At 66.2% G+C, this 26,435-nt stretch carries 20 protein-coding genes, 1 rRNA gene and 2 pseudogenes; 8 read left to right on the forward strand and 15 right to left on the reverse strand.

Translation table 11 applies throughout. The features are described from left to right. The 4 genes from ACSMFO_RS35165 to ACSMFO_RS35180 form a co-directional block, all read right to left on the reverse strand. A 16S ribosomal RNA gene (locus tag ACSMFO_RS35165) occupies nucleotides 1-88 on the reverse strand; the annotation flags it as partial. Between the two features lie 394 nt (nucleotides 89-482). Next, nucleotides 483-2,045: an amidase gene (locus tag ACSMFO_RS35170; RefSeq protein ID WP_073847593.1), complete on the reverse strand. Its 1,563-nt coding sequence runs from the start codon at nucleotides 2,043-2,045 to the stop codon at nucleotides 483-485. 14 nt (nucleotides 2,046-2,059) lie between these two features. Continuing rightward, a complete protein-coding gene (gene glnA, locus ACSMFO_RS35175) occupies nucleotides 2,060-3,403 on the reverse strand; it encodes a type I glutamate--ammonia ligase (RefSeq protein ID WP_016331613.1) in 1,344 nt (447 codons plus the stop codon). 68 nt (nucleotides 3,404-3,471) lie between these two features. Next, nucleotides 3,472-4,737 (reverse strand): MFS transporter, encoded by a 1,266-nt coding sequence (locus ACSMFO_RS35180; protein ID WP_038524345.1) that lies wholly within the window; start codon nucleotides 4,735-4,737, stop codon nucleotides 3,472-3,474. Between the two features lie 89 nt (nucleotides 4,738-4,826). On the opposite strand from ACSMFO_RS35180, the gene ACSMFO_RS35185 reads away from it, so the two are divergent. Next, a complete protein-coding gene (locus tag ACSMFO_RS35185) occupies nucleotides 4,827-5,495 on the forward strand; it encodes an LppX_LprAFG lipoprotein (RefSeq protein ID WP_436461959.1) in 669 nt (222 codons plus the stop codon). A 78-nt stretch (nucleotides 5,496-5,573) separates the two neighbouring features. Here ACSMFO_RS35185 and ACSMFO_RS35190 read toward each other — a convergent pair. Together ACSMFO_RS35190 and ACSMFO_RS35195 are read right to left on the reverse strand one after the other, a co-directional pair. After that, nucleotides 5,574-7,125 (reverse strand): annotated as a pseudogene (locus ACSMFO_RS35190) (alpha/beta hydrolase). 52 nt (nucleotides 7,126-7,177) lie between these two features. After that, nucleotides 7,178-8,749: an alpha/beta hydrolase gene (locus ACSMFO_RS35195; protein WP_436461996.1), complete on the reverse strand. Its 1,572-nt coding sequence runs from the start codon at nucleotides 8,747-8,749 to the stop codon at nucleotides 7,178-7,180. A gap of 149 nt (nucleotides 8,750-8,898) precedes the next feature. Here ACSMFO_RS35195 and secA2 point away from each other — a divergent pair, with 149 nt between their 5' ends. Beyond that, on the forward strand, nucleotides 8,899-11,226 hold the full coding sequence (secA2, locus tag ACSMFO_RS35200) for an accessory Sec system translocase SecA2 (protein WP_436461960.1): 2,328 nt from the start codon (nucleotides 8,899-8,901) through the stop codon (nucleotides 11,224-11,226). A gap of 149 nt (nucleotides 11,227-11,375) precedes the next feature. Next, nucleotides 11,376-13,133, forward strand: coding sequence for an NAD+ synthase (locus ACSMFO_RS35205; protein WP_436461961.1), 1,758 nt, complete (start codon nucleotides 11,376-11,378; stop codon nucleotides 13,131-13,133). Here ACSMFO_RS35205 and ACSMFO_RS35210 read toward each other — a convergent pair. Further along, complete coding sequence (locus tag ACSMFO_RS35210; RefSeq protein ID WP_037335714.1) at nucleotides 13,104-13,730, reverse strand: VOC family protein; 627 nt, start codon at nucleotides 13,728-13,730, stop codon at nucleotides 13,104-13,106. The two genes, ACSMFO_RS35205 and ACSMFO_RS35210, sit on opposite strands and share 30 nt — an antisense overlap. A gap of 90 nt (nucleotides 13,731-13,820) precedes the next feature. On the opposite strand from ACSMFO_RS35210, the gene ACSMFO_RS35215 reads away from it, so the two are divergent. Further along, a complete protein-coding gene (locus tag ACSMFO_RS35215) occupies nucleotides 13,821-14,357 on the forward strand; it encodes a methylated-DNA--[protein]-cysteine S-methyltransferase (protein ID WP_436461962.1) in 537 nt (178 codons plus the stop codon). A gap of 3 nt (nucleotides 14,358-14,360) precedes the next feature. Here ACSMFO_RS35215 and ACSMFO_RS35220 read toward each other — a convergent pair whose 3' ends face one another. Then, nucleotides 14,361-14,948, reverse strand: a complete 588-nt coding sequence (locus tag ACSMFO_RS35220; RefSeq protein WP_038518815.1) for a DinB family protein — start codon at nucleotides 14,946-14,948, stop codon at nucleotides 14,361-14,363. A gap of 95 nt (nucleotides 14,949-15,043) precedes the next feature. Beyond that, nucleotides 15,044-18,361 (reverse strand): bifunctional lysylphosphatidylglycerol synthetase/lysine--tRNA ligase LysX, encoded by a 3,318-nt coding sequence (lysX, locus tag ACSMFO_RS35225; protein WP_436461963.1) that lies wholly within the window; start codon nucleotides 18,359-18,361, stop codon nucleotides 15,044-15,046. A gap of 244 nt (nucleotides 18,362-18,605) precedes the next feature. Here lysX and panB point away from each other — a divergent pair, with 244 nt between their 5' ends. The 3 genes from panB to pip all read left to right on the forward strand — a co-directional run bounded on the left by panB (nucleotide 18,606) and on the right by pip (nucleotide 21,862). Continuing rightward, nucleotides 18,606-19,481 (forward strand): 3-methyl-2-oxobutanoate hydroxymethyltransferase, encoded by an 876-nt coding sequence (gene panB / locus ACSMFO_RS35230; RefSeq protein WP_063276161.1) that lies wholly within the window; start codon nucleotides 18,606-18,608, stop codon nucleotides 19,479-19,481. 357 nt (nucleotides 19,482-19,838) lie between these two features. Next, nucleotides 19,839-20,813 carry a hypothetical protein gene (locus tag ACSMFO_RS35235; protein WP_436461964.1) on the forward strand — a complete coding sequence of 325 codons (975 nt, stop codon included), beginning with the start codon at nucleotides 19,839-19,841 and terminating at the stop codon, nucleotides 20,811-20,813. An 89-nt stretch (nucleotides 20,814-20,902) separates the two neighbouring features. Further along, complete coding sequence (gene pip, locus ACSMFO_RS35240; protein ID WP_436461965.1) at nucleotides 20,903-21,862, forward strand: prolyl aminopeptidase; 960 nt, start codon at nucleotides 20,903-20,905, stop codon at nucleotides 21,860-21,862. Nucleotides 21,863-21,961: 99 nt separating this feature from the next. Here the strand turns inward: pip and ACSMFO_RS35245 are convergent, their stop codons facing one another. The 5 genes and pseudogenes from ACSMFO_RS35245 to ACSMFO_RS35265 form a co-directional block, all read right to left on the reverse strand. Beyond that, a complete protein-coding gene (locus tag ACSMFO_RS35245) occupies nucleotides 21,962-22,444 on the reverse strand; it encodes a hypothetical protein (protein ID WP_436461966.1) in 483 nt (160 codons plus the stop codon). Nucleotides 22,445-22,608: 164 nt separating this feature from the next. Continuing rightward, nucleotides 22,609-22,746: a hypothetical protein gene (locus tag ACSMFO_RS35250; protein WP_436461967.1), complete on the reverse strand. Its 138-nt coding sequence runs from the start codon at nucleotides 22,744-22,746 to the stop codon at nucleotides 22,609-22,611. A gap of 61 nt (nucleotides 22,747-22,807) precedes the next feature. Further along, on the reverse strand, nucleotides 22,808-23,392 hold the full coding sequence (locus tag ACSMFO_RS35255; protein ID WP_436461968.1) for an SUKH-3 domain-containing protein: 585 nt from the start codon (nucleotides 23,390-23,392) through the stop codon (nucleotides 22,808-22,810). Nucleotides 23,393-23,886: 494 nt separating this feature from the next. Next, entirely contained in the window at nucleotides 23,887-24,276 is a 390-nt protein-coding gene (locus ACSMFO_RS35260; protein ID WP_436461969.1) for a hypothetical protein, read from the reverse strand. A 243-nt stretch (nucleotides 24,277-24,519) separates the two neighbouring features. Next, nucleotides 24,520-25,005 (reverse strand): annotated as a pseudogene (locus ACSMFO_RS35265) (polymorphic toxin-type HINT domain-containing protein); the annotation flags it as partial. Between the two features lie 89 nt (nucleotides 25,006-25,094). Here ACSMFO_RS35265 and ACSMFO_RS35270 point away from each other — a divergent pair. Then, on the forward strand, nucleotides 25,095-25,451 hold the full coding sequence (locus ACSMFO_RS35270; protein WP_436461970.1) for an XRE family transcriptional regulator: 357 nt from the start codon (nucleotides 25,095-25,097) through the stop codon (nucleotides 25,449-25,451). A 57-nt stretch (nucleotides 25,452-25,508) separates the two neighbouring features. Here ACSMFO_RS35270 and ACSMFO_RS35275 read toward each other — a convergent pair whose 3' ends face one another. After that, entirely contained in the window at nucleotides 25,509-26,177 is a 669-nt protein-coding gene (locus tag ACSMFO_RS35275; RefSeq protein WP_436461971.1) for a polymorphic toxin-type HINT domain-containing protein, read from the reverse strand. Nucleotides 26,178-26,435 lie beyond the last annotated feature (258 nt).

Below are 26,435 nucleotides of genomic sequence, written 5' to 3' on the forward strand. Positions count from 1 at the left end.
TCCACCCCGAAAGGCTTCATCGTTCGACTTGCATGTGTTAAGCACGCCGCCAGCGTTCGTCCTGAGCCAGGATCAAACTCTCCAACAATGTCAAATTTGATCGAGGCAAATTTTCTTGCTCTCAAAGGAACCTCAAACGAGGTTCAAATATAAGCTCTACTGGCTTAGTTCACTAGCACACTGTTGAGTTCTCAAGCAACACGCTTTGTTTCAAAGCGATATTCACAAGCTTTTGGTCGAGCATGCCGAATCCTACGGTCTTAGTCGTAGGGGGTCGGCGGCCGCTCGTGGGCCGACGCTGAACGTTACCTGGTCCGGTTCGCGGTGTCAACCCGCTCGGCCCTGGTTCCTGACCTCGGGGCTTTCGGCCCCGGCGGCCCGGTGTTCCTGGCGACGAAGAGAAGATTACATGCCCCGGAACCCCCCGAAAACAGGGGGGTCACTTAACGACATCGCCGCAGGTCAGCCGGTACAAACCCCCGTCATCCAACGGTCTTCAGGTAGCGAGGCGGTTTGCGGACGGGGACGACGCGTTCGAAGTCGGCCGCGTAGGCGAGCACTCGGGCGTCCGTCCACTGCCCCGCCATGAACGAAACCCCGACCGGGAGCTCGCCGACGAAGCCGGCGGGCACGGTCACCGCGGGATAGCCGGAGACCGCGGCCGGCGTCGACGACGGGATCACGTCGTTGTCGCCGGTCTTGCAGTCGGTCTTCCAGGCGGGAGGGTTCGTGGGCGCGGCGATGGCGTCGAGCCGGTACTTCGCGAGGGTCTCGTCGATCGAGCGTTTCGCCAGATCGGTCAGTTCGCGGCGGTTCGCCTGGTAGGTGGGGTCGGACGGACCGGGCGCGGCGAGTGCCTGTTCGAAGAGTTCCTGCCCGGCGAAGCAGGTCTGCTCCAGCGGGTCGGACCGGTTGTAGGCGATCAGCGCGGCGAGGTCGCGCGGGCCTTCGGGGCGCGTGGCCAGGTAGCGATCGATGTCGCGGTGGAACTCGGTGAGCAGGGCCGGGAACTCCAGTTCGCCGAGCCTGGCCTGGTACGGCGGTGTCACTTCGACGACCTCGGCACCCGCTTTGACCAGCGAATTCTTGGTCTTCGTCATCACCGCTTCGACGTCCGGGCCGAGGACCGGCAGGCGCCAGAGCCCGATCCGGGAGCCCTTCAGAACGCCGGGCCGCAGGTGCGCGGCGTAGTCGGTCGGCTGGTTCGGCGGGTACGTGCCGGTGGCCGGGTCGCTCGGGTCGCGGCCTTGGAGCGCGGACAGGGTCAGCGCGACGTCGACGACGTGCCTGGCCATCGGGCCGGCGGTGTCCTGTTCGGCCGAGATCGGCACGACGCCGGTGCGGCTGACCAGGCCGAGGCTCGGTTTGTGGCCCACGGTCGAGGTCATCCCGGCCGGGCAGACGATCGAGCCGTCGGTCTCACTGCCGATCGCCACCTGGGCGAGTGACGCGGCCACGCCCGCGGCGGATCCGGCGGACGACCCACACGGGTTGCGGTCGAGCACGTACGGGTTGTTCGTCTGTCCACCGACGCCCGACCACCCGGAAGTGGGTTTGGCGGCGCGGAAGTTCGCCCACTCGGACAGGTTCGCCTTGCCGAGGACGACCGCGCCCGCGTCGCGCAGGCGGCGGATCAGAGTCGCGTCCTTCGCGGGCTTGCTGCGCAGTGCGCGCGACCCCGCCGTCGTCTGCTGAGAGCGGGTGTCGACGTTGTCCTTCACCAGGACCGGGATGCCGTCCAGCGGCCCGCGCGTCTTGCCCGCGCGGCGCCGGACGTCGCTCTCCGCGGCTTGCGCGATCGCGGCCGGATTGACCGCGATGACCGCGTTCACCTTCCGGTCGACCTTGTGGATGCGGTCGAGATAAGCCGAGGTCAGGCCGACGGCGGTCAGCCGTCCGGAGGACATCCGGGCCTGGAGCGCGGGAATGTCGGCGGCGTCGAGATCTAGTGGTTTCCCGGCGGCTGATGCCGCTGGTGCGGCACTCGCCGCGATGGTCGCGGCGACCAACGCCGTCAGAACTCCGAACACCGGCCGCCGCACCATCAGGTCTCCTTCGTCTAGAGAACCGGAAGCAGGGTCCGCAGCTCGTACGGGGTCACCGCGCTGCGGTAGTTATCCCATTCAACACGTTTGTTGCGAAGGAAGAAGTCGTAAACGTGCTCTCCGAGCGCTTCGGGCAGAAGTTCCGATTTTTCCATCTCCGCCAGCGCCTCCCCGAGGTTCTGCGGGAGCTGGGCATACCCGGCCGCGCGGCGCTCGGCGTCCGACAGCTGCCAGATGTTGTCCTCGGCGGGCGGCGGGAGTTCGTAGCCCTTCTCGATGCCCTTCAGACCGGCGGCCAGGATGACCGAATACGCCAGATAGGGGTTGCACGCGGAGTCGAGCGTGCGGATCTCCACGCGGCGTGACGACGCCTTGCCCGGCGAGTACATCGGAACCCTGACCAGCGCGGAGCGGTTGGCCCGGCCCCACGAAACGGTGGTCGGGGCCTCGCTGCCGCTGATCAGCCTCTTGTAGGAGTTCACCCACTGGTTGGTGACCGCCGAGATCTCCTTCGCGTGGTGCAGGAGCCCCGCCACGAAGGCCTTGCCCGTCGCGGACAACTCGTACGGGTCTTCCGCGTCGTAGAAGGCGTTGCGATCGCCCTCGAACAGGCTCACGTGGGTGTGCATCCCGGAACCCGGCTGGTCGGTGAAGGGTTTCGGCATGAAGGTCGCGCGGACCCCCTGGGTGAGGGCGACCTCCTTGACCACGTAACGGAAGGTCATCACGTTGTCGGCCATGGTCAGCGCGTCGGCGTACCGGAGGTCGATCTCCTGTTGACCGGGCGCGCCCTCGTGGTGGCTGAACTCGACCGAGATCCCCATCGCTTCGAGCGTCTCGATGGCGTGGCGGCGGAAGTGCGTCGCGGTCGCGTGGCTGGCCTGGTCGAAATAGCCGCCGTTGTCCGCGGGCTCGGGCTCGCTGCCGTCGTCCGGCAGGTTCGAGAGCAGGAAGAACTCGATTTCGGGGTGGACGTAGCAGGTGAAGCCCGCTTCGCCAGCCTTCGAGAGCTGCCTGCGCAGGACGTGCCGGGGATCCGCCCAGGACGGGGAGCCGTCCGGCATCGCGATGTCGCAGAACATGCGCGCCGAGTACGGGCCGCCGTCCGGGGTCTCCCAGGGGAGGACCTGGAACGTGGCGGGGTCGGGCTTCGCGACCATGTCCGACTCGTAGACGCGCGCGAATCCTTCGATGGCCGATCCGTCGAAGCCGATGCCCTCGCTGAAGGCGCCCTCGAGCTCGGCCGGCGCCACCGCGACGGACTTGAGGAACCCCAGCACATCCGTGAACCAGAGCCTGACGAAACGGATGTCGCGCTCTTCCAAGGTACGGAGCACGAACTCCTGCTGGCGATCCATGGCCGCACCCTAACGAGAACGTGTTAACGACATGTTTCGCGACGCGCCGATCGACCGGAAGTGGTGGATCACCCCACGAGGACCGGCTCGGGCTTGGCCGCCTTGGTGATCGACAGCGAAGCGACCGAAGCGATCACGGCGAGGCTCGCGGCGATGTACCAAGCGAGCGCGTAGCTGCCCGACGCGTCGCGGATCGCGCCGGCGCCGAAGGCCGCGAGACCGGCTCCGAGCTGGTGGCTGGCGAAGACCCAGCCGAAGACGATCGGCCCGGCGGCGCCGTATTGCCGGACGCAGAGCGCGACGGTGGGCGGAACCGTCGCCACCCAGTCGAGGCCGTAGAAGACGATGAACGCCCACATGCTCGGTTCCACCGTTCCGCTCAGCAGTTGCGGGAGCAGAGCGAGCGAAACGCCGCGAAGGGCGTAGTAGACGCCGAGCAGGATCCGGGGATCGACACGGTCGGTGAGCCAGCCCGAGGCGATCGTGCCTGCGACGTCGAAGATGCCGACGAGGGCGAGAAGGCCGGCAGCGGTCGTCTGCGGCATGCCGTGGTCGTGCGCCGCGGGCACGAAGTGCGTGCTGACCAGGCCGTTCGTCGTGGCGCCACAGATCGCGAAGCCGGCGGCGAGCAGCCAGAACGTCCTCGTGCGTGCCGCCGAACCGAGGACCGACAGCGCGCGGCGGGCGGAACCACCCGTGCGGGCGACGGGAGCGACTTCGCCTGGCTCCGCTCCGTAAGCGGTCGTTCCGACGTCGGACGGGTGATCGCGGACCACCAGGAGAACGACGGGGACGACGGCCAGCGCGGCGATGGCGATGACGAGCGACGCCGTCCGCCAGCCCTCGTCGACGGCGAGGTTCGCCACGATCGGCAGGAAGATCAGCTGGCCGGTGGCGCCCGCCGCGGTGAGGACGCCGGTGACGACGCCGCGGCTGCGGACGAACCAGCGGGCGGCGACCGTGGCGGCGAAGCTCATCGCCATCGAGCCGGTGCCGACGCCGACCAGCACGCCCCAGCAGAGGATGAGCTGCCAGCTCGCGTTCATGAACACCGTGCCGCCCGCGCCGATCGCGACGACGAACAACGCCGTCGAAGCGACGCGTCGCATGCCGAAGCGCTCCATGAGAGCCGCGGCGAAGGGCGAGAAGAGTCCGTAGAGGACGAGGTTCACGGAGACGGCCGACGCGATCGTCGCGCGCGACCAGCCGAACTCGTTGTGAAGCGGGTCGATGAGCACGCCAGGGGCGGCGCGGAAGCCGGCCGCGGCGAGCAGGGCGATGAACGCGGCGGCGGCGACGAACCACGCGCGGTGGAGACGGGTCTCGGTTTGCACGGATACAGCGTCATCGGCGGCGGCGTTCGGCGAAAGCGGCCGGAAGGACACTGTGCGCAAGATTCGGGCCATGGACATAGGCTCTGGCCATGCGCTGCCGTCACCTCGTGCCGGCGCTGCTGCTCACGGTCGGGCTCATCGGCGGTTGCGCGGGGTCTCCCCCGCTGCCGCCTGCCCAGGACTACGTGAGCGCGGCGGCCGACTCCTTCGTCTCGTTGCGCAGCGTGCGGTTCACGCTCGGGGTGAACGGTGTCGTCACCGGGTTGCCGGTGCGCGGGCTCAACGGCGAAGTCAGCCTCGAGGGTGGTGCGGTCGGTAAGGCCGATCTGCAGGACGACTTCGAACGGATGAAAGTCGACTACCGGCTGTCCGGCTCGGAGATCACGCTCAGTGGGCCCCGTGGGGAGCGGGTGATTCCGGCTTCGCCGCCGTACACGCCTGAAGCGATGCTCGGGCCTGAAGGAGGGCTTCGGCGGCTGCTGACCGGGGCGACCGACTTGCGGGGCGAGCGGTGGGAGCGGGTGCAGGACACCGAGTCGTTCCGGATCGCCGCGAAGGTGCCGGCCGCGGTGATCGGCGGGATCGTGCCGGAGATCAAGTCGGACGTGTTCGTGAAGCTGTGGATTTCGCGGGACGAGCCGCGGCGGCTGGTGCGGGTGTGGTTGCAGGTGCCGCCGACGAAGCCGGAGGAGTTCGCGGTGATGCTGGAGCTGGCGTTGACCAGGCATAACGCGGTGGTCGTGGGGGCCGGGCGGTAGCAAAGGTCCCCTGCTCCCTTTGGGCGGGAAATGCCTGGTCAGAGGGCCCGGTGGTAGCAAAGGTCCCTTGCTCCCCCGCTAGGAGCAGCGGGTGTCGGGGGCGGGCAGTTCGCCATCGATCAGGTAGGCGAGGCCTGCGCTGTCGACGCACTCGTTGCCGTCGAGGAAGACAGTGTGCTGCGCGCCCTCGAACGTGAGCAAAGCTCCCTTGAGGTCCCTCGCCAGATTCACGCCGGACGCATACGGGGTCGCCGGGTCGTCGGTGGTCGAGATGATCAGGGGCCGCGGCAGGCCGTCGACGTCCGGCTTGTGCACCTCCGACGTCGCGGGCACCGGCCACGCCGAGCAGATGTCCAGTTCGCTCATGTCCGGCGTGCCGCCGGTCAGGAACGGCGCGCCCTGAAGCCATCCGCTGGTGAGCGTCGTCGATGACGCGCCTGTCGGCGATCCGCGCACTGTCGACGCATCGGACGGCGAAGTAAACGTCGAGGATGCCGGTGTACCGGCCGTCGGGCTCGCGGCCGTAGTAGTTGTCGGCGAGCGCGACCAGAGTCTTGCCACTTCCCCGCTTGAGCTCGGCGAACCCGTCGTTGAGGAACTTCCACGCGTCCCGCGAGTACAGCGCGGCGCTGGTCCCGGTGATGGCGTCCTCGAACGAGAGCTCACGGTTCCCCGCGGGCACCGGGTCGGCGATCAGCGGCTGGACCAGGTCCTGGAACGCCTTCGTCACCGCGCCCGCGTCACGGCCGAGCGCACAGTCCGTGCGAGCCGCGCACCATTTGCCGAATTCGGCGAACGTGTTCTGGAAGCCGGCCATCTGTGTGACCAGCGATTCGGCGGTGTCGAGCACGGGATCGACCGCGCCGTCGAGGAGCAGCGCCCGCACCTTGTCCGGGTAGGCCTCGGCATAGGCGGTCCCGATCTGCGTCCCGTACGAAAAGCCCAGGTAGGTGAGTTTCTCGTCGCCGAGGGCCGAGCGCAGGACGTCGAGATCGCGGACGACGTCCCTGGTCCCGATGTTGGCGAGAAGCTCTGTGCCGTGCTTCGTGCGCTCGGCGCACTTCGCGGCATACGACTTGGCGTCGGCGAGCTGCTTCGCGATCCCGGCGGGCGTGGAGTCGCTTTCCGAATCTTCCGCGCGGTCCGCGTCGCGTTCGGCATCGGTGAGGCAGACGAGCTTCGGCTCGCTGGACCCGACGCCCCGCGGATCGAATCCGACGATGTCGAAGCGCTCGGCCAGCGCCGCCGCGGGCCGCGACTTCGCGATCCGCGCCGCGGCCGAGACGCCCGAGCCACCGGGGCCACCCGGATTGAGCACGAGGGAGCCGATGCGCCTGCCGGAGCTCTTCGTCTTGTGCCGGAGGACGCCGATCGAGATCGTTTCGCCGTCCGGCTTCAGGTAGTCGAGCGGCACGGTGAGTTTCGCGCAGTCGAACGCCTTGTCCTTGAACGACGCGCACGCGCCCCACGCCAGCTTCTGCTTGCTGAACTTCTCGAGTGCCTTCGGGTCCGGAGTCGGCGACGCAGTGGTGGTCGGCGATACCGACGGCGCGGGCTGTGGCTGCTGCGTCGTGCAGGAGGCGACCAGCACGGCGACAACGAGCACGGCCGGGACGCGGCGAAGGCTCATCTCGCGATCTTCGCAGCGTCCCGGCCGCTTAAGGCCCTTCGCGCCGAACTCGTTATTTGGCCGCGCAGCGCGTGCCCTCGTCCGGCAGGGCGCCGTTCACCAGGTAGTCGATGCCGATCTGGTCGACGCACGACACGCCCTGGAGGAACACCGTGTGCTGGTTCCCCTCGAACGTGAGCAAAGCTCCCTTGATCGCTTTCGCGAGGTTGACGCCCGCCTGATACGGGGTCGCCGGATCGTTCGTGGTCGAGATGACCAGCGTCTTCGGCAGGCCCTCGACGTTCGGCTGATGCGGTTCCGAGGTGTTCGGCACGGGCCAGAAGGCGCAGGAGTCACGCGCGGCCCCGTCCGGCTTGCCGTCGTCGAGGAACGGCGCCGCCTGCGCGTACCGCTTCTGCGCGTCGAGGATCTTCGCCGGATCGGTGACCCGGGGGTCGTCGACGCAGCGGATCGCGACGAAGGCGTCCTGCGTCGTCCCGTAGCGGCCGTCTGCGCCGCGCTCGTTGTAGAGGTCGGCCAGTTTCTCCAGGCCGTCGCCGCGCTGGCGCTTCAGGTCGTTGAGCGCGGAGTTCAGCGGTTCCCAGAGATCTTCCTGGTAGAGGGCCTGTATCACGCCCGTCGTCGCGTCCTCGTACGACAGTTTCCGGCCGTCGCTGACCGGCACCGGGAAGTCGATCAGGGGCCGCACCAGATCTTGGAACGCCTTCGTCACGCCGGCGGCGTCGCGCCCCAGCGCACAGTCCTCACGCGCGGCGCACCAGTTCGAGAACTCCCCGAACGCCTTGCCGAAACCCTGACCCTGCCCGACCAGCGACTCCACCGCGTCCTGCTCCGGGTCGACGGCTCCGTCGAGCACCAGCGCGCGGACGTTCGCCGGGAACGCCTCGGCGTAGGCGGACCCGATCCGCGTCCCGTAGGAGTAGCCGAGATAGTTCAGCTTCGGCTCGCCGAGGACCGACCGCAGGATGTCCATGTCCTTGACGACGTCACGCGTGCCCAGATTCGCGAGCATCGCGGCGCCGTGTTCGGTCCGCTCGGCACACTTCGCCGCGAAGTCCTGGGACTCGGCCTCCTGCTTTTTCACCCCCTCGGGTGAGCCGTCGGTCTCGCTGTCGTCCGCGCGGTCCGCGTCGCGTTCGGCGTCGGTCAGGCAGCGGACCTGCGGCTGGCTCGCGCCGATGCCGCGCGGGTCGAAACCGACCATGTCGAAGCGCTTGCCCAGCTCGTTCGTCGCCGTCCGGGAGGCGAGACCGGCCGCGGCCTGCATCCCGGAAGCGCCGGGGCCGCCGGGATTGACCACGAGCGCCCCAATCCTTTCGTCGGTATCCAGCGCCTTGCGGCGCAGCAGGCCGAGCGTGATCGAGTCGCCTTCGGGCTTCGCGTAGTCGAGCGGGACGGTGAGCCGGGCGCACTGTGCGTCCTTCACTCGAAACGCCGCTTTCGCGTCATCGGATGTCGCGTAGGGTGCACAGTCGGCCCAGGTCAGGCTCTGTCCGTAGAACTTCTCCAGTCCGGCGGGCACCGGTCCGGTCGGAGCGTGCGACTCGGTGGCCGGAGGCGGCGGCTGGGTTCTACCCTCTCCCGACGAGCACGCGGCGACGGTGACCGCGAGCAGGCCGGACAGCGTGATCGCGGCGAATCGACGGGCACGGGACCTGGCGCTGACATGAGTGGACACGGTTGGATCGTGCCATCGGCCGTGGAACTCGGCCGCACCACCACTGCGTTGGTGATACGGGTGCGGACGGCAGAAGAGCAGACGGGAGCACAGGGGTGGCAGCACTGATCAGCCGGGTGGGCAAGAAGCTGCGCCGGATCATCCAGCGGCCGGGCAGCGTCGAGCTGACCCGCTACGAAGCGCTGCTGCCGGCCATCGAGAAGCTCGAGCCTGAGTTGGAGAAGCTCTCCGACGAGGAGCTGACAGAGCGGGCCGGCAAGCTTCGGGACGCCGCTTCCTTCGGCAACGAACAGCTGATCGAGGTCTGCGCGCTCGGTCGCGAGGCCGCGCGGCGGGCACTCGGCGAGCGTGCCTTCGATGTCCAGTTGCTGGGCACGATGGGCCTGCTCAGCGGGCATATCGTGCAGATGGAGACCGGTGAGGGCAAGACGCTGGCGGGTGCGCTGGCCGGCGCCGGGTACGCCCTGCGCGGGAAGCACGTCCACGTCGTCACGGTGAACGACTACCTCGCCCGTCGTGACGCGGAGTGGATGGGCCCGATCTACGCCCTGCTCGGCGTCTCCGTCGGCTGGGTCGAGCCCGCGCATTCCCGCGACGAGCGCCGCGAGGCGTACGCGAAGGAGGTCACGTACGGCGCCGTCAGCGAGATCGGCTTCGACGTGCTGCGCGACCGCCTGGTGACGCGCGAAGAGGACCTCGTCCAGCGCGAGCCGGAGGTGGCGATCGTCGACGAGGCCGACTCGGTGCTGGTCGACGAGGCCCGCGTGCCGCTGGTGATGGCCGGATCGATCGACCACACCGACGCCGACGAAGAGGTCGCGAACATCGTCCGGCGGCTGCGGCTCGGGCTCCACTACGAGACAGACGCCGACGGCCGCAACGCCTGGCTGACCAAGGCCGGCGCTTCGGTGGTCGAGAAGGCCCTCGGCGACGACATCAACCTCTACGACGAGACGGGCTCGGACCGGCTGCCCGCGGTGAACGTGGCGCTGCACGCGCACGCGCTGCTCACCCGCGACGTCGACTACCTCGTGCGCGACGGCAAGGTGCAGCTGATCAACGCCGCGCGCGGCCGCGTCGCCGAACTTCAGCGCTGGCCGGACGGCCTCCAGGCCGCCGTCGAAGCGAAGGAGCAGGTCAAGGCGACCGACCGGGGCGAGATCCTCGACTCGATCACCGTGCAGGCGCTGCTGGCGCGTTATCCCGAGGTCGCGGGCATGACCGGTACCGCGGTCGCGGTCGCCGAACAGCTGCGCGAGTTCTACAAGCTCGAGGTCGCGGTCATCCCGCCGAACACGCCGAACATCCGTGAAGACCAGGAGGACCGGATCTTCGGGTCGCCGTCGCAGAAGCTGCGCGCGATCGAGGAGGAGATCCGGCGGGTGCACGAGAGCGGGCGGCCGATCCTCGTCGGCACCCAGGACGTCGCCGAATCCGAAGAGCTGGCCGAGAAGCTGGCGAAGGTCGACCTCGAATGCGTCGTGCTCAACGCGCGCAACGACGCCGAGGAGGCCGCGATCATCGCCGACGCCGGCAAGAAGGGCGCGGTCACCGTCTCGACCCAGATGGCGGGCCGAGGCACCGACATCCGGCTGGGCGGCAAGGACGGCGACGGCCGCGACGAGGTCGTCGAGCTGGGCGGCCTGCACGTGATCGGCACCGCCCGCTACCCGTCGAGCAGGCTGGACGGCCAGCTGCGCGGCCGGTCCGGGCGACAGGGTGACCCGGGCAGCGCGGTGTTCTTCGCCAGCCTGAACGACGAGCTCGTGCTGTCGAACGCGCCGGACATCCCCGAGGGCATCAGCTCGGACGTGGGCAGCGGCGAGATCGTCGACCCGGCGGCGCTGCGGCAGATCAACCACGCCCAGCGCGTCGCCGAGGGCGTCGACCTGGAGATCCACCGGAACACCTGGCGCTACACGCGGCTGATCGAGCGGCAGCGCGGCGAGCTGCTGGAGCACCGGGACAAGGTGCTGCGGACGGCGCACGCGGCGGAGGTGCTGGAGAAGGCGCACCCGGAGAAGTTCAAGGAGCTTTCGGAGAAGGTCGACGACGAGGCTCGCGTCGAGCAGCTGAGCCGCGAGGTGCTGCTGTTCCACATCGACCAGCTGTGGTCGGACCACCTGGCGTTCCTGACCGACGTGCGGGAGAGCATCCACCTGCGGGCGCTGGCGCGGGAGACGCCGATCGACGAGTTCCACCGGGCGGCGATCCCCGAGTTCCACAAGATCATCCCGGAGGCGGCCGAGCGGGCGGCGAAGACGCTCGAAGAGGCCGAGATCACCGACAACGGCATCGACCTCGGCGACGCGGGGGTGCGGCGGGCGAACACGACGTGGACGTACCTGGTGCACGACAACCCGTTCGACTCCGACTTCGAGCAGACCATCAAGAAGGTGCGGAGCATGATCAAGCGCAAGTAGCGCGCGGGGAGCGGGGGACCTTTGCTGTCACTCTCTTCGGGAGAGCGGTAGCAAAGGTCCCCCGCTCTCTTTTCGCACCGGCCGCACCCGGGTGGGCGATTCGGCACATCCGGTCGTCCCCGCGGACGCCGGTGGGTGAGAATGTCGGCATGCCGCAACTGCGCATCGCACTGGCCCAGGTCAACACCACCGTCGGCGACCTCGAAGGCAACGCCGAGCTCACCGTCGAGTGGACTCGCAAGGCCGCCGAAGCAGGCGCCCACATCGTCGTCTTCCCGGAGATGTCCCTCACCGGTTACCCCGTCGAGGACCTCTCCCTCCGCCCGACCTTCGCCTCCGCCTCGAAGCAGATGGTCGAAGTTCTCGCCCGGCGGCTCGAAGAAGCCGGCTGTGGCGAGGTGCTCACCTACATCGGGTACCTCGACCTGGACGAGACCGGCCCGCGCGACGCGGCCGCCGCGCTGTACCGCGGCGAAGTGGTCGCACGCCAGTTCAAGCACCATCTGCCCAACTACGGCGTCTTCGACGAGCACCGCTGGTTCAAGCCGGGCCAGGAGCTCGAGATCGTCCGCTTCCACGGCGTCGACGTCGGCATGGTGATCTGCGAGGACGTCTGGCAGGACGGCGGCCCGATCTCCGCGCTGGGCAAGGCCGGGGTGGACCTCGTGGTCGCGCCCAACGCCTCGCCCTACGAGCGCGCGAAGGACGACATCCGTCTGCCGCTCATCGCCCGCCGCGCGGCCGAGGCCGGGGCGCCGCTGGTGTACACGAACCAGATCGGCGGTCAGGACGACCTCGTCTTCGACGGCGACTCGATCGTGGTCGGCGCGGACGGCCGGCTGCTGGCGCGCGCGCCGCAGTTCGTCGAGCACCTGCTCGTCGTCGACACGGATCTCGTCGCCGGCGGTCACACCGCCGAAGGCGAGTTCGAAGGCCTGCGGGTCAAGCGCCGCGTGCTCAGCGAAGACCCGGTCCCGGCGTACACCCCGAGCACCGAGTCCGCGATCAGCGAGCCGCTGTCGGACGAAGCCGAGGTGTGGCACGCGCTCGTCGTCGGTCTGCGCGACTACGTGCACAAGAACGGCTTCTCGTCGGTGACGTTCGGGTTCTCGGGCGGCATCGACTCGGCGGTCGTGGCGGCGCTGGCCGCCGACGCGCTGGGCGGCGACAACGTCTACGGCGTTTCGATGCCTTCGGAGTACTCCTCGGAGCACTCGAAGGGCGACGCCGAAGACCTCGCCCGCCGGATCGGCGCGCACTATCGCGTCGAACCGATCGCGGACATGGTCAAGGTCTACGTCGAGCAGCTTCAGCTGACCGGGCTCGCCGAGGAGAACATCCAGGCCCGTGTCCGCGGCATGCTGCTGATGGCGCTGTCCAATCAGGACGGCCACCTGGTGCTCGCCACCGGCAACAAGACCGAACTCGCCGTCGGCTACTCGACGATCTACGGCGACGCCGTCGGGGCTTTCGCGCCGATCAAGGACCTGTTCAAGACGCACGTCTGGCACTTGGCCAAGTGGCGCAACAAGGAAGCCGAGAAGAACGGCGAAACCCCGCCGATCCCGGAGAACTCGATCACCAAACCGCCGTCCGCGGAGCTGCGCCCGGGTCAGCTGGACAGCGATTCGCTGCCCGACTACCTGATGCTCGACGACATCCTCGACGACTACATCGAGGGAGACCGCGGCTACGTCGACCTGGTCGACGCGGGCTTCGAGCCGGAGACCATCGACCGCGTGGTGCGGATGGTCGACAAGGCCGAATACAAGCGCCGCCAATATCCGCCGGGCACCAAGATCACGTTCAAGGCGTTCGGGCGGGACCGGCGGCTGCCGATGACCAACGGCTGGCGGGAGGGCACCGTCGTGACCCGCTCAGCTCAGCGCGACCTGCTTCCCGGCTGAGTTCGTCAGCACGGCCACCAGGCCGGGCTTCTCGTCACGCCGGACGAGCATGTCCATCCCGAGCGCGCGGACCGCGGCTTCGACCGCGGCCGGCTCGGGGTGGACGCCGGTGACCATGAGCAGCGGGATCGACGGGAGCCCCCGCGTCGTCGGATGCGGGGTGCTCCCCCAGTCGATGAGGAAGGGCGCGAGCCCGTCGAGCCCGCCCGCACCGGTGAGACGCCAGGTCAGCAGTTCGCCGTCGTCTGTGGTCCGCGACATCTCGGACGCTTCGCCCGGGTCGTAGCCGCGTTGGCGTGCCTCAGCGATCGCCTCGTCGATGCCGTCCACACGCGCCGCCCAGGTGATCAGGGCGGGAGCGGTCAGCTCGTCGATGCCGAACGGACGCGGCCCGATGTGCTCGGGCTGATCCGGATCGGGACCGACCACCTCGAGGTAGGCACCGGCGCCCAGATCGGCCAGGTAGTTGGCCGTACCGAAACCGACATGCCTTCCGCCGCGTACCGGCGTGACGCCGGTCAGCTCGGCGACGCGCTCGACGGCCTCTTCGAGGTCCGGCCCGGCGTAGACGAGGTGATCAAGCACGAGGTCGCTCATGTCCATACTCCTACCGCAGCGACGGCTCCGGCGGCACCGCGGCCTGGCGATGGATCCGAAACTGTCGGACCACTCTCGTACCCTGGGCTCATGACGGCACCGGGCTACTCCGTGTTCGGCACCGCGATCGGTGACTGCGGCATCGCGTGGAGGGAACGCGGGGTCATCGCGGTCCAGCTCCCCGAGGGCAGTGAAGAGAAGACAAGGGCGCGGCTGACCGCGCGCCTTCCCCAAGCGACCGAATCCACACCACCGGAGGAGATCCAGCGCGCGATCGACGGGATCGTCTCGTTGATGGACGGCAAGCGCACGGACCTCACCTGCGTCGAACTCGATTACGAAGGAGTACCGGACTTCCACCACCGCGTGTACGAATTCATCCGCACGATCCCCGCGGGCAAGACGCTGACCTACGGCGACATCGCGAACATCCTCGGCATGCCCGGCGGCGCGCAGGCCGTGGGGCAGGCGATGGGCCGGAACCCGGTCCCGATCATCGTTCCGTGCCATCGCGTCCTCGCCGCCGGCGGCAAGGACGGCGGCTTCTCCGCGCGCGGAGGGGTCGCCACCAAGCGCCGGATGCTGGTCATCGAAGGCGCTTTGGCGGACGAACCGACCTTGTTCTAGGTTCTAGTCGCTCTGACCCGGCGACCAGGGCTTGAGCCAAGGTGTCTCCGGCCAGCCTTCCGCGGCGGCCATCAACGGGATCGCCGTCGCGCCGTCGATGTGCTCGCGGATGATGTCGGCGTGCCCGGCGTGCCGCGCGGTCTCCTCGATGAGGTGGAGCAGCACCCAGCGGACCGACCACGCGTCGACGTCCTGCGGGTACCAGGGCACGCCCTTGGGCACCGGGACCGGCTGGCCGAGGTCGGCGATACCCGCGATGACGTCCGCGGTACGGCGGGCGACTTCGTCGTAGCGCGCGAAGACGTCTTCGAGCGTCTCGCCGTCAGCCATCACGTAGCCGGCTTCGTACTCCTTCATCGCCTCGTCCATCGGCTTCGAGGGTTTCTGAAGGAGGATGTCGATCCAGCCGTCTTCGGTGAACGCGGTGTGTTTGATCAGGCCGCCGACGCTCAGTGAGCTTCTGGTCGGGACGGCTCTGGCCTGTTCTTCGGTGAGGCCGTGCGCGGCGATGCGCAGGACGTGGCGCTGCTGCTCGAGGTACGCGAGGAGTCCTTCGCGCTCGTCGGCGACCGGGGGAACGTTTCCAGCCATGATGGCTCCTTCCGTTGGGAAGAGGATCATGGCATCCGGCACGCGCTTCCTGGGGCGATTCGGCCCGGAAGGGAGCAAGGGACCTTCGCTACCACTTACCCCTGCGGCCGCACGAACGGGAACAGCACCGTCTGCCGGATCGACGCCCCGGTCAGCATCATCAGTAGCCGGTCGACGCCGATGCCGAGCCCGCCGGTCGGCGGCATCCCGTGTTCGAGCGCGAGCAGGAAGTCCTCGTCCAGCTCCATCGCCTCGACGTCCCCGCTCGCGGCGCGCAGCGACTGGGCCTCCAGCCGCCGTCGTTGCTCGAGGGGGTCGGTCAGCTCGGTGTAGGCCGTGCCGACCTCGGAGCCGAACGCGATCAGGTCCCAGCGCTCGGCCAGCCGCGGGTCCACGCGATGTTGCCGGGTCAGCGGCGAGACGTCGGTCGGGTAGTCGGTGTAGAAGGTCGGCAGCACGGTCGCGCCTTCGACCAGGTGCTCGTGTGCCTTCAGCACGAGATCGCCGTGCCCGGCGTCCTCGTTCACCGGCACGCCGGCCGCGCGGCACAGCCGCTGGAGTTCGGCGACGGAGGTGCTCGCGTCGATCTTCTCCCCGAGCGCCGCCGAGACGGCTTCGTGGACCGGGATCACCGGCCAGTCACCGGAAATGTCGTACTCGACGACCTTCCCGTCCGGCCCCGGACGGCGAACCACCTGCGCGCCGTACGCGGCCTCCGCGGCGCACTGCACGAGTTCGCGCGTCAAGGTCCGCATGGTGTTGTAGTCGGCATACGCCTGATATGCCTCCAGCATGGTGAATTCGGGGTTGTGCGTCGCGTCGACACCCTCGTTGCGGAAATTCCGGTTCAGCTCGAAGACGCGCTCGACGCCCGCCACGCAAAGCCGCTTCAGGTAGAGCTCGGGCGCGATCCGCAGGTACATCCGCATGTCGTAGGCGTTGATATGCGTGATGAACGGGCGGGCGTTGGCGCCGCCGTGCACGGTCTGCAACATCGGCGTCTCGACTTCGAGGTAGTCGCCCTGGTGCAGCCGTTCCCGCACCGCGCGCACGACGGTCGAACGCATCCGCAGCATCGCCGTCGAGTCCGGGTTCACCGCGAGGTCCAGGTACCGCTGCCGCACCCGCGTCTCCGGGTCGGTGAGGCCTTTTCGCTTGTCCGGCAACGGATGCAGGCTCTTCGCCGTCACGGTCCATTCGTCGACGAGCACGGAAAGCTCACCGCGCCGCGACGTCACGACCTGCCCGCTCACGCCGACATGGTCACCGAGGTCGACGCCTCGCCGCCAACCGCCGAGATCGAGCACCGAGGCGTCGAGCATCAGCTGGATCTCGCCGCTGAAATCCTTGACCCTCGCGAAACAAAGCCCGCCGAGGTTGCGCATCGCGAGCACCCGGCCCGCGACGCGGACCCGATGACCGGTGTGGGTGCCCGGGCCCAGGTCTCCGAACTTCGAGACGACGTCGCCGAGCAGATCTTCCCGGGCGAAACCGACCGGGTAGGGGTCGATCCCGGCTTCCCGCAGGCGATCCAGCTTCGCCATCCGCACACGGACCTGGTCGGGGCGTCGTACCTCCTTGGGCGCGGGAGTGGCCGCGTTCGCTTCGATACGGTGGACTTCGGCGACGAAATCCTCAGTGACAGTCTCCAGTTTCAGCGCCCGCGCCGATCGTCCTGTCGGGACGAATCCTTCGAGCGCGCCAGCGACGATACCGACCCGCGGCAGCCGTCGAGCCGAGGAATAGCACAGGAAACGCGGCTCCCAGTCGGGCCCGTACTTGGCGTTGGACCGATAGAGCGATTCCAGCTGGAAGAACCGCGACGCCATACTGAGCACGCCGCGCCAGGCGCGCAACACCGGACCCGCGCCGATCCGCTCCCCCTCGGAGAAGACCGCGCGGAACATCGCGAAGTTCAGTGAAATCCGTTGCGCGCCAAGGTGTGAGCTCGCCGCGACGACCTCGGCGACCATGTACTCGTTGAGCCCGTTCTCGGCGTCGCGGTCGCGCCGCATCAGGTCGAGCGACAGGCCGCGACGGCCCCACGGCACGAACGACAGCATGCCGCGAAGCTCGCCCTTGGCGTCGTACGCCTCCACCATCACGCTGCGGCCGTCGCTCGGATCGCCGAGCCTGCCGAGCGCCATCGAGAACCCGCGTTCGGTCTCCGCGCCACGCCATTGCTGCGCGTGCAGTAACAGCCCCGCCATTTCGTCGGCCGGGATTTCGCTGTGCCGCCGGACTTTCGTGCTGTATCCGGCCCTTTCGATCCGTTTGACCGCTTGTCGGACCGAGCGGCGTTCCGGCCCGGCGAGGCTGAAGTCACGGACGTCGAGGACGGCTTCGTCGCCGATCTCCAGGGCACGCAGACCCGCGTCGGCGTAGACCTTCGCGCCGTGTTCGCTCGCGCCGAGCACGCCCGGCGTCCAGCCGTAGGTGCGCGCCTCGTTCAGCCAGGCGCGGACCGCGTCGGGCCAGGCGTCGGGATCGCCGATGGGATCCGCGCTCGCGACGCTGGTGCCCGCGAGCACGCGATAGGCCACGGCGGCGCGGCCGTTCGGCGAGAAGACGACGCTCTTCTCGCGCCTGGTGGCGAAATAGCCGAGGGAGTCGTCTTCGCCGTGTTCGGCCAGAAGGCGGCGTACGCGAAGTTCTTCCTCGTCTGTCCTCAAGCGACGGCTGCGCACGCCGCGGAAGAGCGTGTACAGCGCGGCCGTCGCGACCGCCGTGGCGCTGAGGTCGAGCACGAGATCGAGCCAGGCGGGCCCTTCGCCGATGCCGACCCGGCGCAGCTGGATGTTCTCCCCGGTCGTGTGGTTGACCACCCAGGCGAACCGCGCCCAGGTGTCGGCGAGACGGCCGGGGAAGGCTTCGCTCAAGCCCCAGCCGACCAGGATGACCGCGGCCAAGCCGCCGAACAGCACCGTGAAGCCGTCACGCCAGGCGCCGGGCGCGAGCCGGGCGGGGAACGCGGGACGCAGGATCCAGAGGAACGCGATCATCCCGATCGAGATCAGGTCGGCGATGGCCAGCACCCACACCTGATGCGGGATGTGCCGGACCTGCCACGGACCCAGTTTCAGCAGCTCGGGCGACCACAGCAGGGCGGCCTGGAAGGCCAGCGTCACCGCCAGGCCGCCGACCTGGAACAGCAGAAGCGTGTAGAGAGCCGCTCGTTTGCGGCGGCGGAGCGCGGCACCGAGGACCACGAGCAGCAGGACGATCACGAGGCTCGCGTTCGTCGGGATGCTCAAGGCCGAGAAGGCGATGTCACCCGTCCTGAGCACCGGCCCCTTCACACCGCCGGCGAGCAGGAGGATCACCGAGAACACGGCCGCGAGCTGCACGAGGGTGGCGACGATCCCGCCGGCCCTCGCCTTCCACGGCGCGACTCGGCTCACTGGGTTTGCCATTCTGGTCCTTCGCGGTACACACAGGGGATCGACAGCTGTACTTACTTGACGTCACACAACCCTGTGTGGTTGTCAACGATCATCATCCTCTGGTCTGAATTTCCTCATCCACAGGCGTGACGCCGCGGTGTGAAGCTGGTCGCACGGCCTTGGGAGCGGTATCCGGGCATGTCAGGCTTTGTCCTGTTCAGCTCCACTACCCGGGGACCTCTTCGAGGCCTCGAGGGAAGGACGGTCGACAAGGATGTCTGCCACCGAAAAGGATTCCGGCGAGCTCACCGCCCCGTACGGGACCGGCGCGGCGCCCCAGGCCACATCTGGGAAGAAGGTCCGCGTACATCACCTTCGCGACATGAAGGAGCGCGGCGAGGCCTGGCCGATGCTCACCGCCTACGACATGTACACCGCCGCGCTGTTCGACGAAGTAGGCATTCCCGTGCTGCTCGTCGGGGATTCCGCGGCGAACAACGTCTTCGGCTACGACACTTCGCTTCCGGTGACCGTGGACGAGCTGCTTCCGTTGGTCCGCGCGGTCACCCGATCGGTGAAGCGGGCCCTGGTCGTCGCCGATCTGCCGTTCGGTTCGTATCAGCTTTCACCGCAGCAGGCGCTCGAGACGTCGGTGCGGTTCATGAAGGAAGGCCGCGCGCACGCGGTGAAGCTCGAAGGCGGACGGAAATTCGCTCCGCACGTCGAGGCACTGACGTCGGCCGGTGTCCCCGTGATGGGACATATCGGATTCACGCCGCAGAGTGAACACAATCTGGGCGGCTACCGCGTCCAGGGGCGCGGCGAAGCGGCCGAAGCGCTGCTCGCCGACGCGCTCGCCCTGGAGGAGGCCGGCGCCTTCGCGGTCGTCATGGAGATGGTGCCCGCCGAAGCGGCGAAGCGGATCACGCACGAACTGAAGATCCCGACCGTCGGCATCGGCGCCGGGCCGGACTGCGACGCGCAGGTGCTCGTCTGGCAGGACATGGCCGGGCTTCGGCGCGGCAAGACGCCTCGCTTCGTGAAGAAGTACGCCGACCTCGCCGGCGTGCTGGCCGGAGCCGCGTCCGCGTTCGCGGAGGACGTCCGGCGAGGCGAATTCCCGGCGCCGGAGCACTCGTTCCACGACTGACCCACCCCTGACCTGCAAAAAGAGAGCAAGGGGCCTTTGCTACCACTCCCGCCGAGGGAGCGCGGTAGCAAAGGTCCCTTGCTCCCTCGCGCTGTGACCGTGTGGGTTTCGGGTCATCCAACGCACCAAAATCCACACAGTCGACACGCGGGTCAACGCCTCTCATCCCCTCCCGCCGCCCGCGGTAGCAAAGGTCCCTCGCTCTCTTTCCAGGCGGTCCTTGCTTGGCGACCCTCCTTTAGTTGTTCACGTATATGAACTTCAATCATGTCCTTGACTCTCATTCGTAAAGAGGCTTAACGTCTAGCCCGTCGCCGCCACGACCGAATTTCGATCCCTCGACGAGGAGGACCACGGATGCGTGTTCGTGAGCGGGTTCTGGCCGTTGCGGCCGGCGCGGCCCTGCTGTCGACGTTGGCGGCGTACCCGGCACAGGCCGCGACGGTCCGCGTAGGGACTTCGGAGCAGCTCACGGCGGCGCTCGCTTCGGTCACTCCAGGCACCGTCATCGAACTCGCGGCCGACACGACTTTCACGGGCAACTTCAAGGCGGCGAAGAGCGGCACGTCCAGCAGCCGCATCACGCTGAAGGGTCCGCGAAGCGCGGTCATCAAGGCCTCGGCCGGGCGCACGCTCGAACTGACCGGCAGCCACTGGAACCTGACCGGCTTCACCCTCACCGGTGGCCAGAAAGGCCTGATGGCGACGGGCGTCAAGAACACCGTCGTCGACGGCATCAAGGTCGCCGGTGTCGGCCACGAGGGCATCCATTTCCAGTACACGAGCACCGACAACGTCGTGAAGAACTCAGAGGTGACCGACACCGGCCGCGAGTACGCGGGCTACGGCGAAGGCATCTACTTCGGTTCCGCGAAGGGCAACTGGCCCGGCGGCACGCCCGACCGGAGCGACCGGAACAAGGCGCTGAACAACAAGATCGGCCCGAACGTGCGAGCCGAGTCGATCGACATCAAGGAAGGCACCACCGGCGGCGAACTGCGCGGCAACGTCTTCGACGGGACCGGGCAGAGCGGCGAGCACTTCGCCGACAGCTGGGTGGACATGAAGGGCAACAACTACGTGGTCGCGGACAACCGGGGCAGCAAGGTCTTCGTGCACGACGCGACCTACGGCGGCTTCGAGGTCCATGTCCAGCTTGACGGCTGGGGCCGCGGCAACACCTTCTCCGGCAACACCGCGGACGTGCAGTCCAGCTACGCGTACGGCTTCTATCTCGTGAAGGCCGCGACGGGCGACAAGGTCTGCGCGAGCAACAAGGTGACCGGTGCCGGGAAGGGATTCGCGAACGTGGCCGCCACGGCGGGCTGCTGACGCGACCGAAGACCGGGGGCCCGCTCAGCCCGGCGGCGGGGGCGGGCCCCCACCCTTCGAACACTCGCCGATTCGGGCAGAGTGTTCTTATGGATGACCTGTACCCGCCGATCCAGGTGCGCGCCGAGGGCATGCTCGACGTCGGCGACGGGCACCGGATCTACTGCCAGGAAGCCGGGAATCCGGACGGCAAACCCGTGGTCGTTTTGCACGGAGGCCCTGGTAGCGGCATCTCTCCCATGGCCAGGAGGCATTTCGACCCGGAGGCCTACCGGATCATCCTGTTCGACCAGCGCGGCGCCGGGCGCAGCACTCCGCATATCGGCACTCCGGACGTCGACCTGTCGGCCAACACCCTCTGGCACCTCGTCGCGGACATGGAAAAGCTGCGCGAACGGCTGAATCTCGACCAGTGGCAGCTCTTCGGCGGCTCATGGGGCGCGACGCTCGCCCTCGCCTACGCCGAAACCCACCCGAGCCGCGTCAGCGAGATCATCCTGCGCGGCGTGTTCACCGTCCGCCGCGGCGAACTCGACTGGATCTACAACGGCGGCGCCGCGAACCTCTTCCCCCGCGAGTGGGAAGACTTCCTCGCGCCGATCCCCGAAGACCGCCGCGACGACCCGCTGTCGGCGTACCGCGAGCTCGTCTATCACCCCGATCGGGCGATCCGGGAACGTGCGGCCATCGCCTGGAGCACCTGGGAAGGCGCGATCGTCTGCCTGCGCCCGGATCCCGCCTTCCACAACCAGTACGCGTCGCCGGAGTTCGCGGTCACCTTCGCCCGGCTGGCGCTGCACTACTTCTGCCATGGGGCGTGGCTTGAGGAAGGGCAGTTGATCCGGGAAGCCGGGAAGCTGTCGGGGATTCCCGGCGTGATCGTGCAGGGGCGGTACGACGCGGTGTGCCCGCCGGCGACGGCTTATGAACTGCACCGAGCTTGGCCGGACTCGAAGCTGGAGCTGGTGGAGGCTGCCGGGCACGCGGTGACGGATCCGGGGATGCTGGCGGCACTGAGGGAAGCGACGGATTCATTCCGACTGAGGTAATCGGTCGATCCACGTATTCGACGAGCGCCAGGCCCGACTACTATTACAACCCTAGTCGAGATCGCGCTCACCTGACGCGACCGCGATCTCAAAGGCAGGTCAAGCAGTAGGCGCCCCAGAAAGGCATACCGTGATCTTAGCCGACCCGTCATACTCCGCAAAATTTGAATACGACGGAACTAGCTTCTTTTCATCAGAGAAGCCAGCCAGGTCCACGCCACAAAAGTAGCGAACGCCCGGCGATTTCCAATAGAGAAGATCGAGGTTGCCAATCGCATCTTCGAAACGACAGACGAGGCCGTCTTGGTCAGGCGTGTACATGATCAAAATATGCGAATGGACACCCATCGGCGAATCTCTTACTCGCTCCACAATCGCCGCGTCGTCAAGCTCCGACATGTCGATAGCAACATGCCCCAGCCTGGCCCAATCCACCCTGGAAGGAAGCCAAGGAAAGCGGAGCAAATGCTCATGGAAGGCTCGACAAAGGTCGGCTCCGATTCGCTTCGCTTTCCCGGAATCAACCCAGTCCTGGACATGCTCGCTGTCTACGTACTCCATCGCCCCGCCCGTGGGTGACATCAAATTCTTCTCACTACTTCCTAATACCGCACCCAAGGAAAGCGCCGAATAATCCTAAATCTTCATCCGGGAATCGCCGCAAAGCCGCTTGCGCCGATTGGTACGCACCGTAGTCTTCCTCGACTTTCAGGGAAGAAACAATCGCCGCGACTCCAGTTGGACCTTCATCGCCAGTCAACTAAATCGGCCAGTTCGACGCACCGATTCCAGCGACGCTCATCCTCATCTTGAGGAGTAACGTCGTCATCATCTTGTACAAGGTCACCAAACTCGACAATCTCGATTTTCCAGCCTGAGAACACCGGCCTATTATCTCTTTCCGCGCGACGACACCTAAGGATCAGGGACTGCCGCGCATCCTTCTCACTGAATCGTCCACTCACCCAACGCAATTGGTCGAATTCCAGCCTTCATCATCGAGAACATCGCGTTGCAATCTTCCCCATATTGATAGACCGATGAATCGAACCCTGCATAGAACATTCCGTCGCTTCCCGAGTAAACGGTCAGATGGAAGCTGTCCGCGCCAATCGGGAATAGGGGGGTGTCAGTCACCTCTGTGCATCGGCGCGCCACGCCTGCATCACGGGTGGTGCAGACCACGGACGGATCAAAATTCGTCCAACTTGAGATCCTCTCCCCCGCGATAACGAGGGCTGGGAGATGATCGATCCTTAGGCCAAGATATTCACCCAAGAACTTCCTCGCCTCCTCATGGCAGGTGAAACCGACACGCTCCAGACCCGCCACAACGGCATCCGTCTCACAGTGAAATCCAGCCCCCTCCCAGCCACACGATCTGAGGAATTTTTCCAGCTCCGACCCGCTCATCCTTTCACCTTGATAGGTCTGTCGCTCCACGCCGAACAAGAACACTCTGACAGGACAAGCACGCCGCTTCTGGCGCACCCGTGGCACTGCGAACGGTGATCGCATCCCGATGATCACCGGTCTCCTATCGATGACCGGCCCTCAGATCAACAGCGTGAGACCACCACTTCTCCGACTCCACCCAAAACGGATGCTCATCCGTCGCCACCACAGACCCACGACCGACCTCACCCGCGACACCGACCTCCACCAACGTCCGCTTACCCGCATACTAACGGGCATCAGTCACCATTTAGCCTCGATATGCCCTCGATTGCCCGAGTCACTGAAGCGAGGACCAGGAAGACCGATGGAGGCGGCCGGTCACGCCGTAGCGGATCCGGATGCCGCCGGCACTCCAGGCTGGAGAGGAATCCTTCGGTCGACGTGACCAAGACTCCCCGAGTCGGGATTCCTGTCAGGGCGCTTACCAATTCCAGACTGGCACCAACTGTGACATATCGAGTTCAAGAACCCAATATGCAAAAAGGCCTACCCCTACCTTAACGCCGCCCAACTCGGAACCCTGGATACCGAAGAAACTTCCAGAAATGCGCACGATAAGTAAACTCTCAATCAGACCGGAGAACACTCCAGTCCCAGGAAGATTCCCGGTCAAACCGCTCCAGAACTTCAACATAGTCGATAAGTTCGCCAAAATTTGTGTCAAGAATACCAGTCAAGCCCACGAGTACGACTTTAAGAAGCGGACGTAGGCATGACACGTCCGAATACTCTAAAAGAATTGAACCAAATTCACCAAGTCGGTCGGCTATTTCTTTCAACTCTAATTCATCGTAATCAGATAGTACGCGATCTGATAAATCAATACCGAATCGACATTCACCCACGTCAAGGTGATCGAAGACATCCCCTTCGGTATATGATCCCGCTCGCCGCAACCGACCCTCGAGTTCACGTCGAGAATCCAAGCCTGCGATCAGGACAATGGTCGGACGCACCCTGACTCCTTCTTCTTCATCTCAAGCCTCAACCAACAGCTAGCGCTAAGGCCTAAGAACATCCATCAAGACGTTCTTGTCCCGAGTGACCATAAATCCAGCTTTTTCGAGACTCTTGAACACGCTACCTCGTCCTTGTGGAAGGTACACAATCACAGGAAGGTCAGTAGGCCCCTATGCGACCTCCGCTTGGGACAGTGCACTTGCCATTGCCGGTTTTGACTTGAACAACAGCGGTTCGAGTCACGACATCAAAGTCTGTGAACGTGCTGCCGTCAGTGCGATTGATAGCAATACCTTGAGCCACAACGTGCTCCGATTACGACTGTTGATCTCGTCGACGAGCTCCGGAACCTCGGGGTCATCGCCCTTTCTAACGAGATGCGACGATTTGCTGTCACCGCAGTTGTGCGTCAACACGGGTGTCTGACCTGCGACAACGAAGTACGTGTGGTCGGTGTCGACGGTCAGGTTGTAGACCCGCCGCACCTCCGACCACGACCGCGTCCCCGTGACAGTGGCGTCCCGATGATCCCCGGTCTCCAACCGATACCCGGACTTCAGATCAACAGCGTGAGACCACCGCTTCTCCGACTCCACCCAGAACGGATGCTCATCCGTCGCCACCACAGACCCACGATCAGCACCGCTCGCGACACCGACCTCGACCAGAGTCCGCTTACTCGCATGCGAACGGGCATCCGTCACCACCCGAACCGCAGTACGCCCCGTCGTCGGATCCCAAGAGGGATCTGACCGTCCTCATCCTCGAAGCCACAGACACACCACGTAAGTGACATTCTCAGTAAGATACAAGGATGACTCAAAGGTTTGCCGATATCTTGCAGGGCCTAATGGACAACCGTGAATTGTCGCCCCGAGCTGTTAGTCGAGCTTCGGCACGGGCCGAATCAACCATTCTTCAATTACTTAATGGAGTTGTTTCACCATCGCCGGAAACAGTAAAGGATATCGCACCAGTGCTGAACATACCCGAAGCCGACTTGCTCATAATCGCCGGTATTGCAACAAGTCAATCCTCAAACACCGCCAAGCCTTACCGCAATTCAACTGAAATCGGCGAGCTAGTTTCTATTGCAAGCTCGCTTTCAGCTGAACAACTTCGGCGGCTAATTGTCGTTGCGCGAAGCCTGAATTCGGAAGATAACAATTAAGTCACTCGTCCGGTCCTGCCCACCCCTTCGGACGAGCAGGACCGGACGAACGAGGTTTCATCCAAAATTGAAGGGATCCCACCTTGCTCTACTAACGTTGAAGCCATTCTTACTCAGGGCGTCTCGCGCCACCAATGCCATACCAGCTCCATTCGGCTTATAATGGCCAGAGAAGTTGCCGAATTCGGTAATCGATCCATTTGATACGTCAAATGTGCCAGCCATGGCTACAGGCTTACCGCCAGAGAGGCTCGTATGCCCCGCCCACACGCCACCGTCGAAGACGCTTTCGTGAAATGCTCTCACTGAACCACCCGGCGCTACTACGTAATGGTAGTTGCCGTCCTGGAGATTTCCTCCCCTGGTGACCACTGCGCTCGCGGGGAGAGGGTCCTGCGGGGTGGTGTCCGTACCAGGACGCCCCGCGACATACATCTCGGTGTGACCGGCGCTTGGGCCGCAGTTGTGGGTGAGGACTGGTGTCTGACCTGCGACAACGAAGTACGTGTGGTCCGTGTCGACGGTCAGGTTGTAGACCCGCCGCACCTCCGACCACGACCGCGTCCCCGTAACGGTGGCGTCCCGATGATCCCCGGTCTCCAGCCGATGACCGGACTTCAGATCAACAGCGTGAGACCACCGCTTCTCCGACTCCACCCAGAACGGATGCTCATCCGTCGCCACCACAGACCCACGACCGGCCTCACCCGCGACACCGACCTCCACCAGAGTCCGCTGACTCGCACACCATTAGCGTGTTCGGATCAAAACTGTTCGACACACAACTCGTAGCCGAACCGCCGGACGACTCGTCGTGATGCTTACCCCGCCCCGTTATTCCAGCCAACCAGACCACCCAGAGTGGACAGCAAATCATCGGCAGAGAAACCCGACTGAGCGATCTCCGACACCGCCGACACGGTCTCCGCGACGTTCAGGACAACGTCCCCGATCACATGCTTCTTGATCACCATCAGAGGCGTG

The organism is Amycolatopsis sp. w19, from assembly GCF_051373225.1.
Taxonomy (GTDB): domain Bacteria; phylum Actinomycetota; class Actinomycetes; order Mycobacteriales; family Pseudonocardiaceae; genus Amycolatopsis; species Amycolatopsis japonica.

Excerpts from the sequence above, each read along its gene's own strand:
- ACSMFO_RS35170 (WP_073847593.1), bottom strand. The coding sequence starts at position 2,045 with ATGGTGCGGCGGCCGGTGTTCGGAGTTCTGACGGCGTTGGTCGCCGCG.
- glnA (WP_016331613.1), bottom strand. The coding sequence starts at position 3,403 with ATGGATCGCCAGCAGGAGTTCGTGCTCCGTACCTTGGAAGAGCGCGAC.
- ACSMFO_RS35185 (WP_436461959.1), top strand. The coding sequence starts at position 4,827 with ATGCGCTGCCGTCACCTCGTGCCGGCGCTGCTGCTCACGGTCGGGCTC.
- ACSMFO_RS35205 (WP_436461961.1), top strand. The coding sequence starts at position 11,376 with ATGCCGCAACTGCGCATCGCACTGGCCCAGGTCAACACCACCGTCGGC.
- ACSMFO_RS35210 (WP_037335714.1), bottom strand. The coding sequence starts at position 13,730 with ATGAGCGACCTCGTGCTTGATCACCTCGTCTACGCCGGGCCGGACCTC.
- ACSMFO_RS35215 (WP_436461962.1), top strand. The coding sequence starts at position 13,821 with ATGACGGCACCGGGCTACTCCGTGTTCGGCACCGCGATCGGTGACTGC.
- ACSMFO_RS35220 (WP_038518815.1), bottom strand. The coding sequence starts at position 14,948 with ATGGCTGGAAACGTTCCCCCGGTCGCCGACGAGCGCGAAGGACTCCTC.
- lysX (WP_436461963.1), bottom strand. The coding sequence starts at position 18,361 with ATGGCAAACCCAGTGAGCCGAGTCGCGCCGTGGAAGGCGAGGGCCGGC.
- panB (WP_063276161.1), top strand. The coding sequence starts at position 18,606 with ATGTCTGCCACCGAAAAGGATTCCGGCGAGCTCACCGCCCCGTACGGG.
- ACSMFO_RS35235 (WP_436461964.1), top strand. The coding sequence starts at position 19,839 with ATGCGTGTTCGTGAGCGGGTTCTGGCCGTTGCGGCCGGCGCGGCCCTG.
- pip (WP_436461965.1), top strand. The coding sequence starts at position 20,903 with ATGGATGACCTGTACCCGCCGATCCAGGTGCGCGCCGAGGGCATGCTC.
- ACSMFO_RS35245 (WP_436461966.1), bottom strand. The coding sequence starts at position 22,444 with ATGTCACCCACGGGCGGGGCGATGGAGTACGTAGACAGCGAGCATGTC.
- ACSMFO_RS35270 (WP_436461970.1), top strand. The coding sequence starts at position 25,095 with ATGACTCAAAGGTTTGCCGATATCTTGCAGGGCCTAATGGACAACCGT.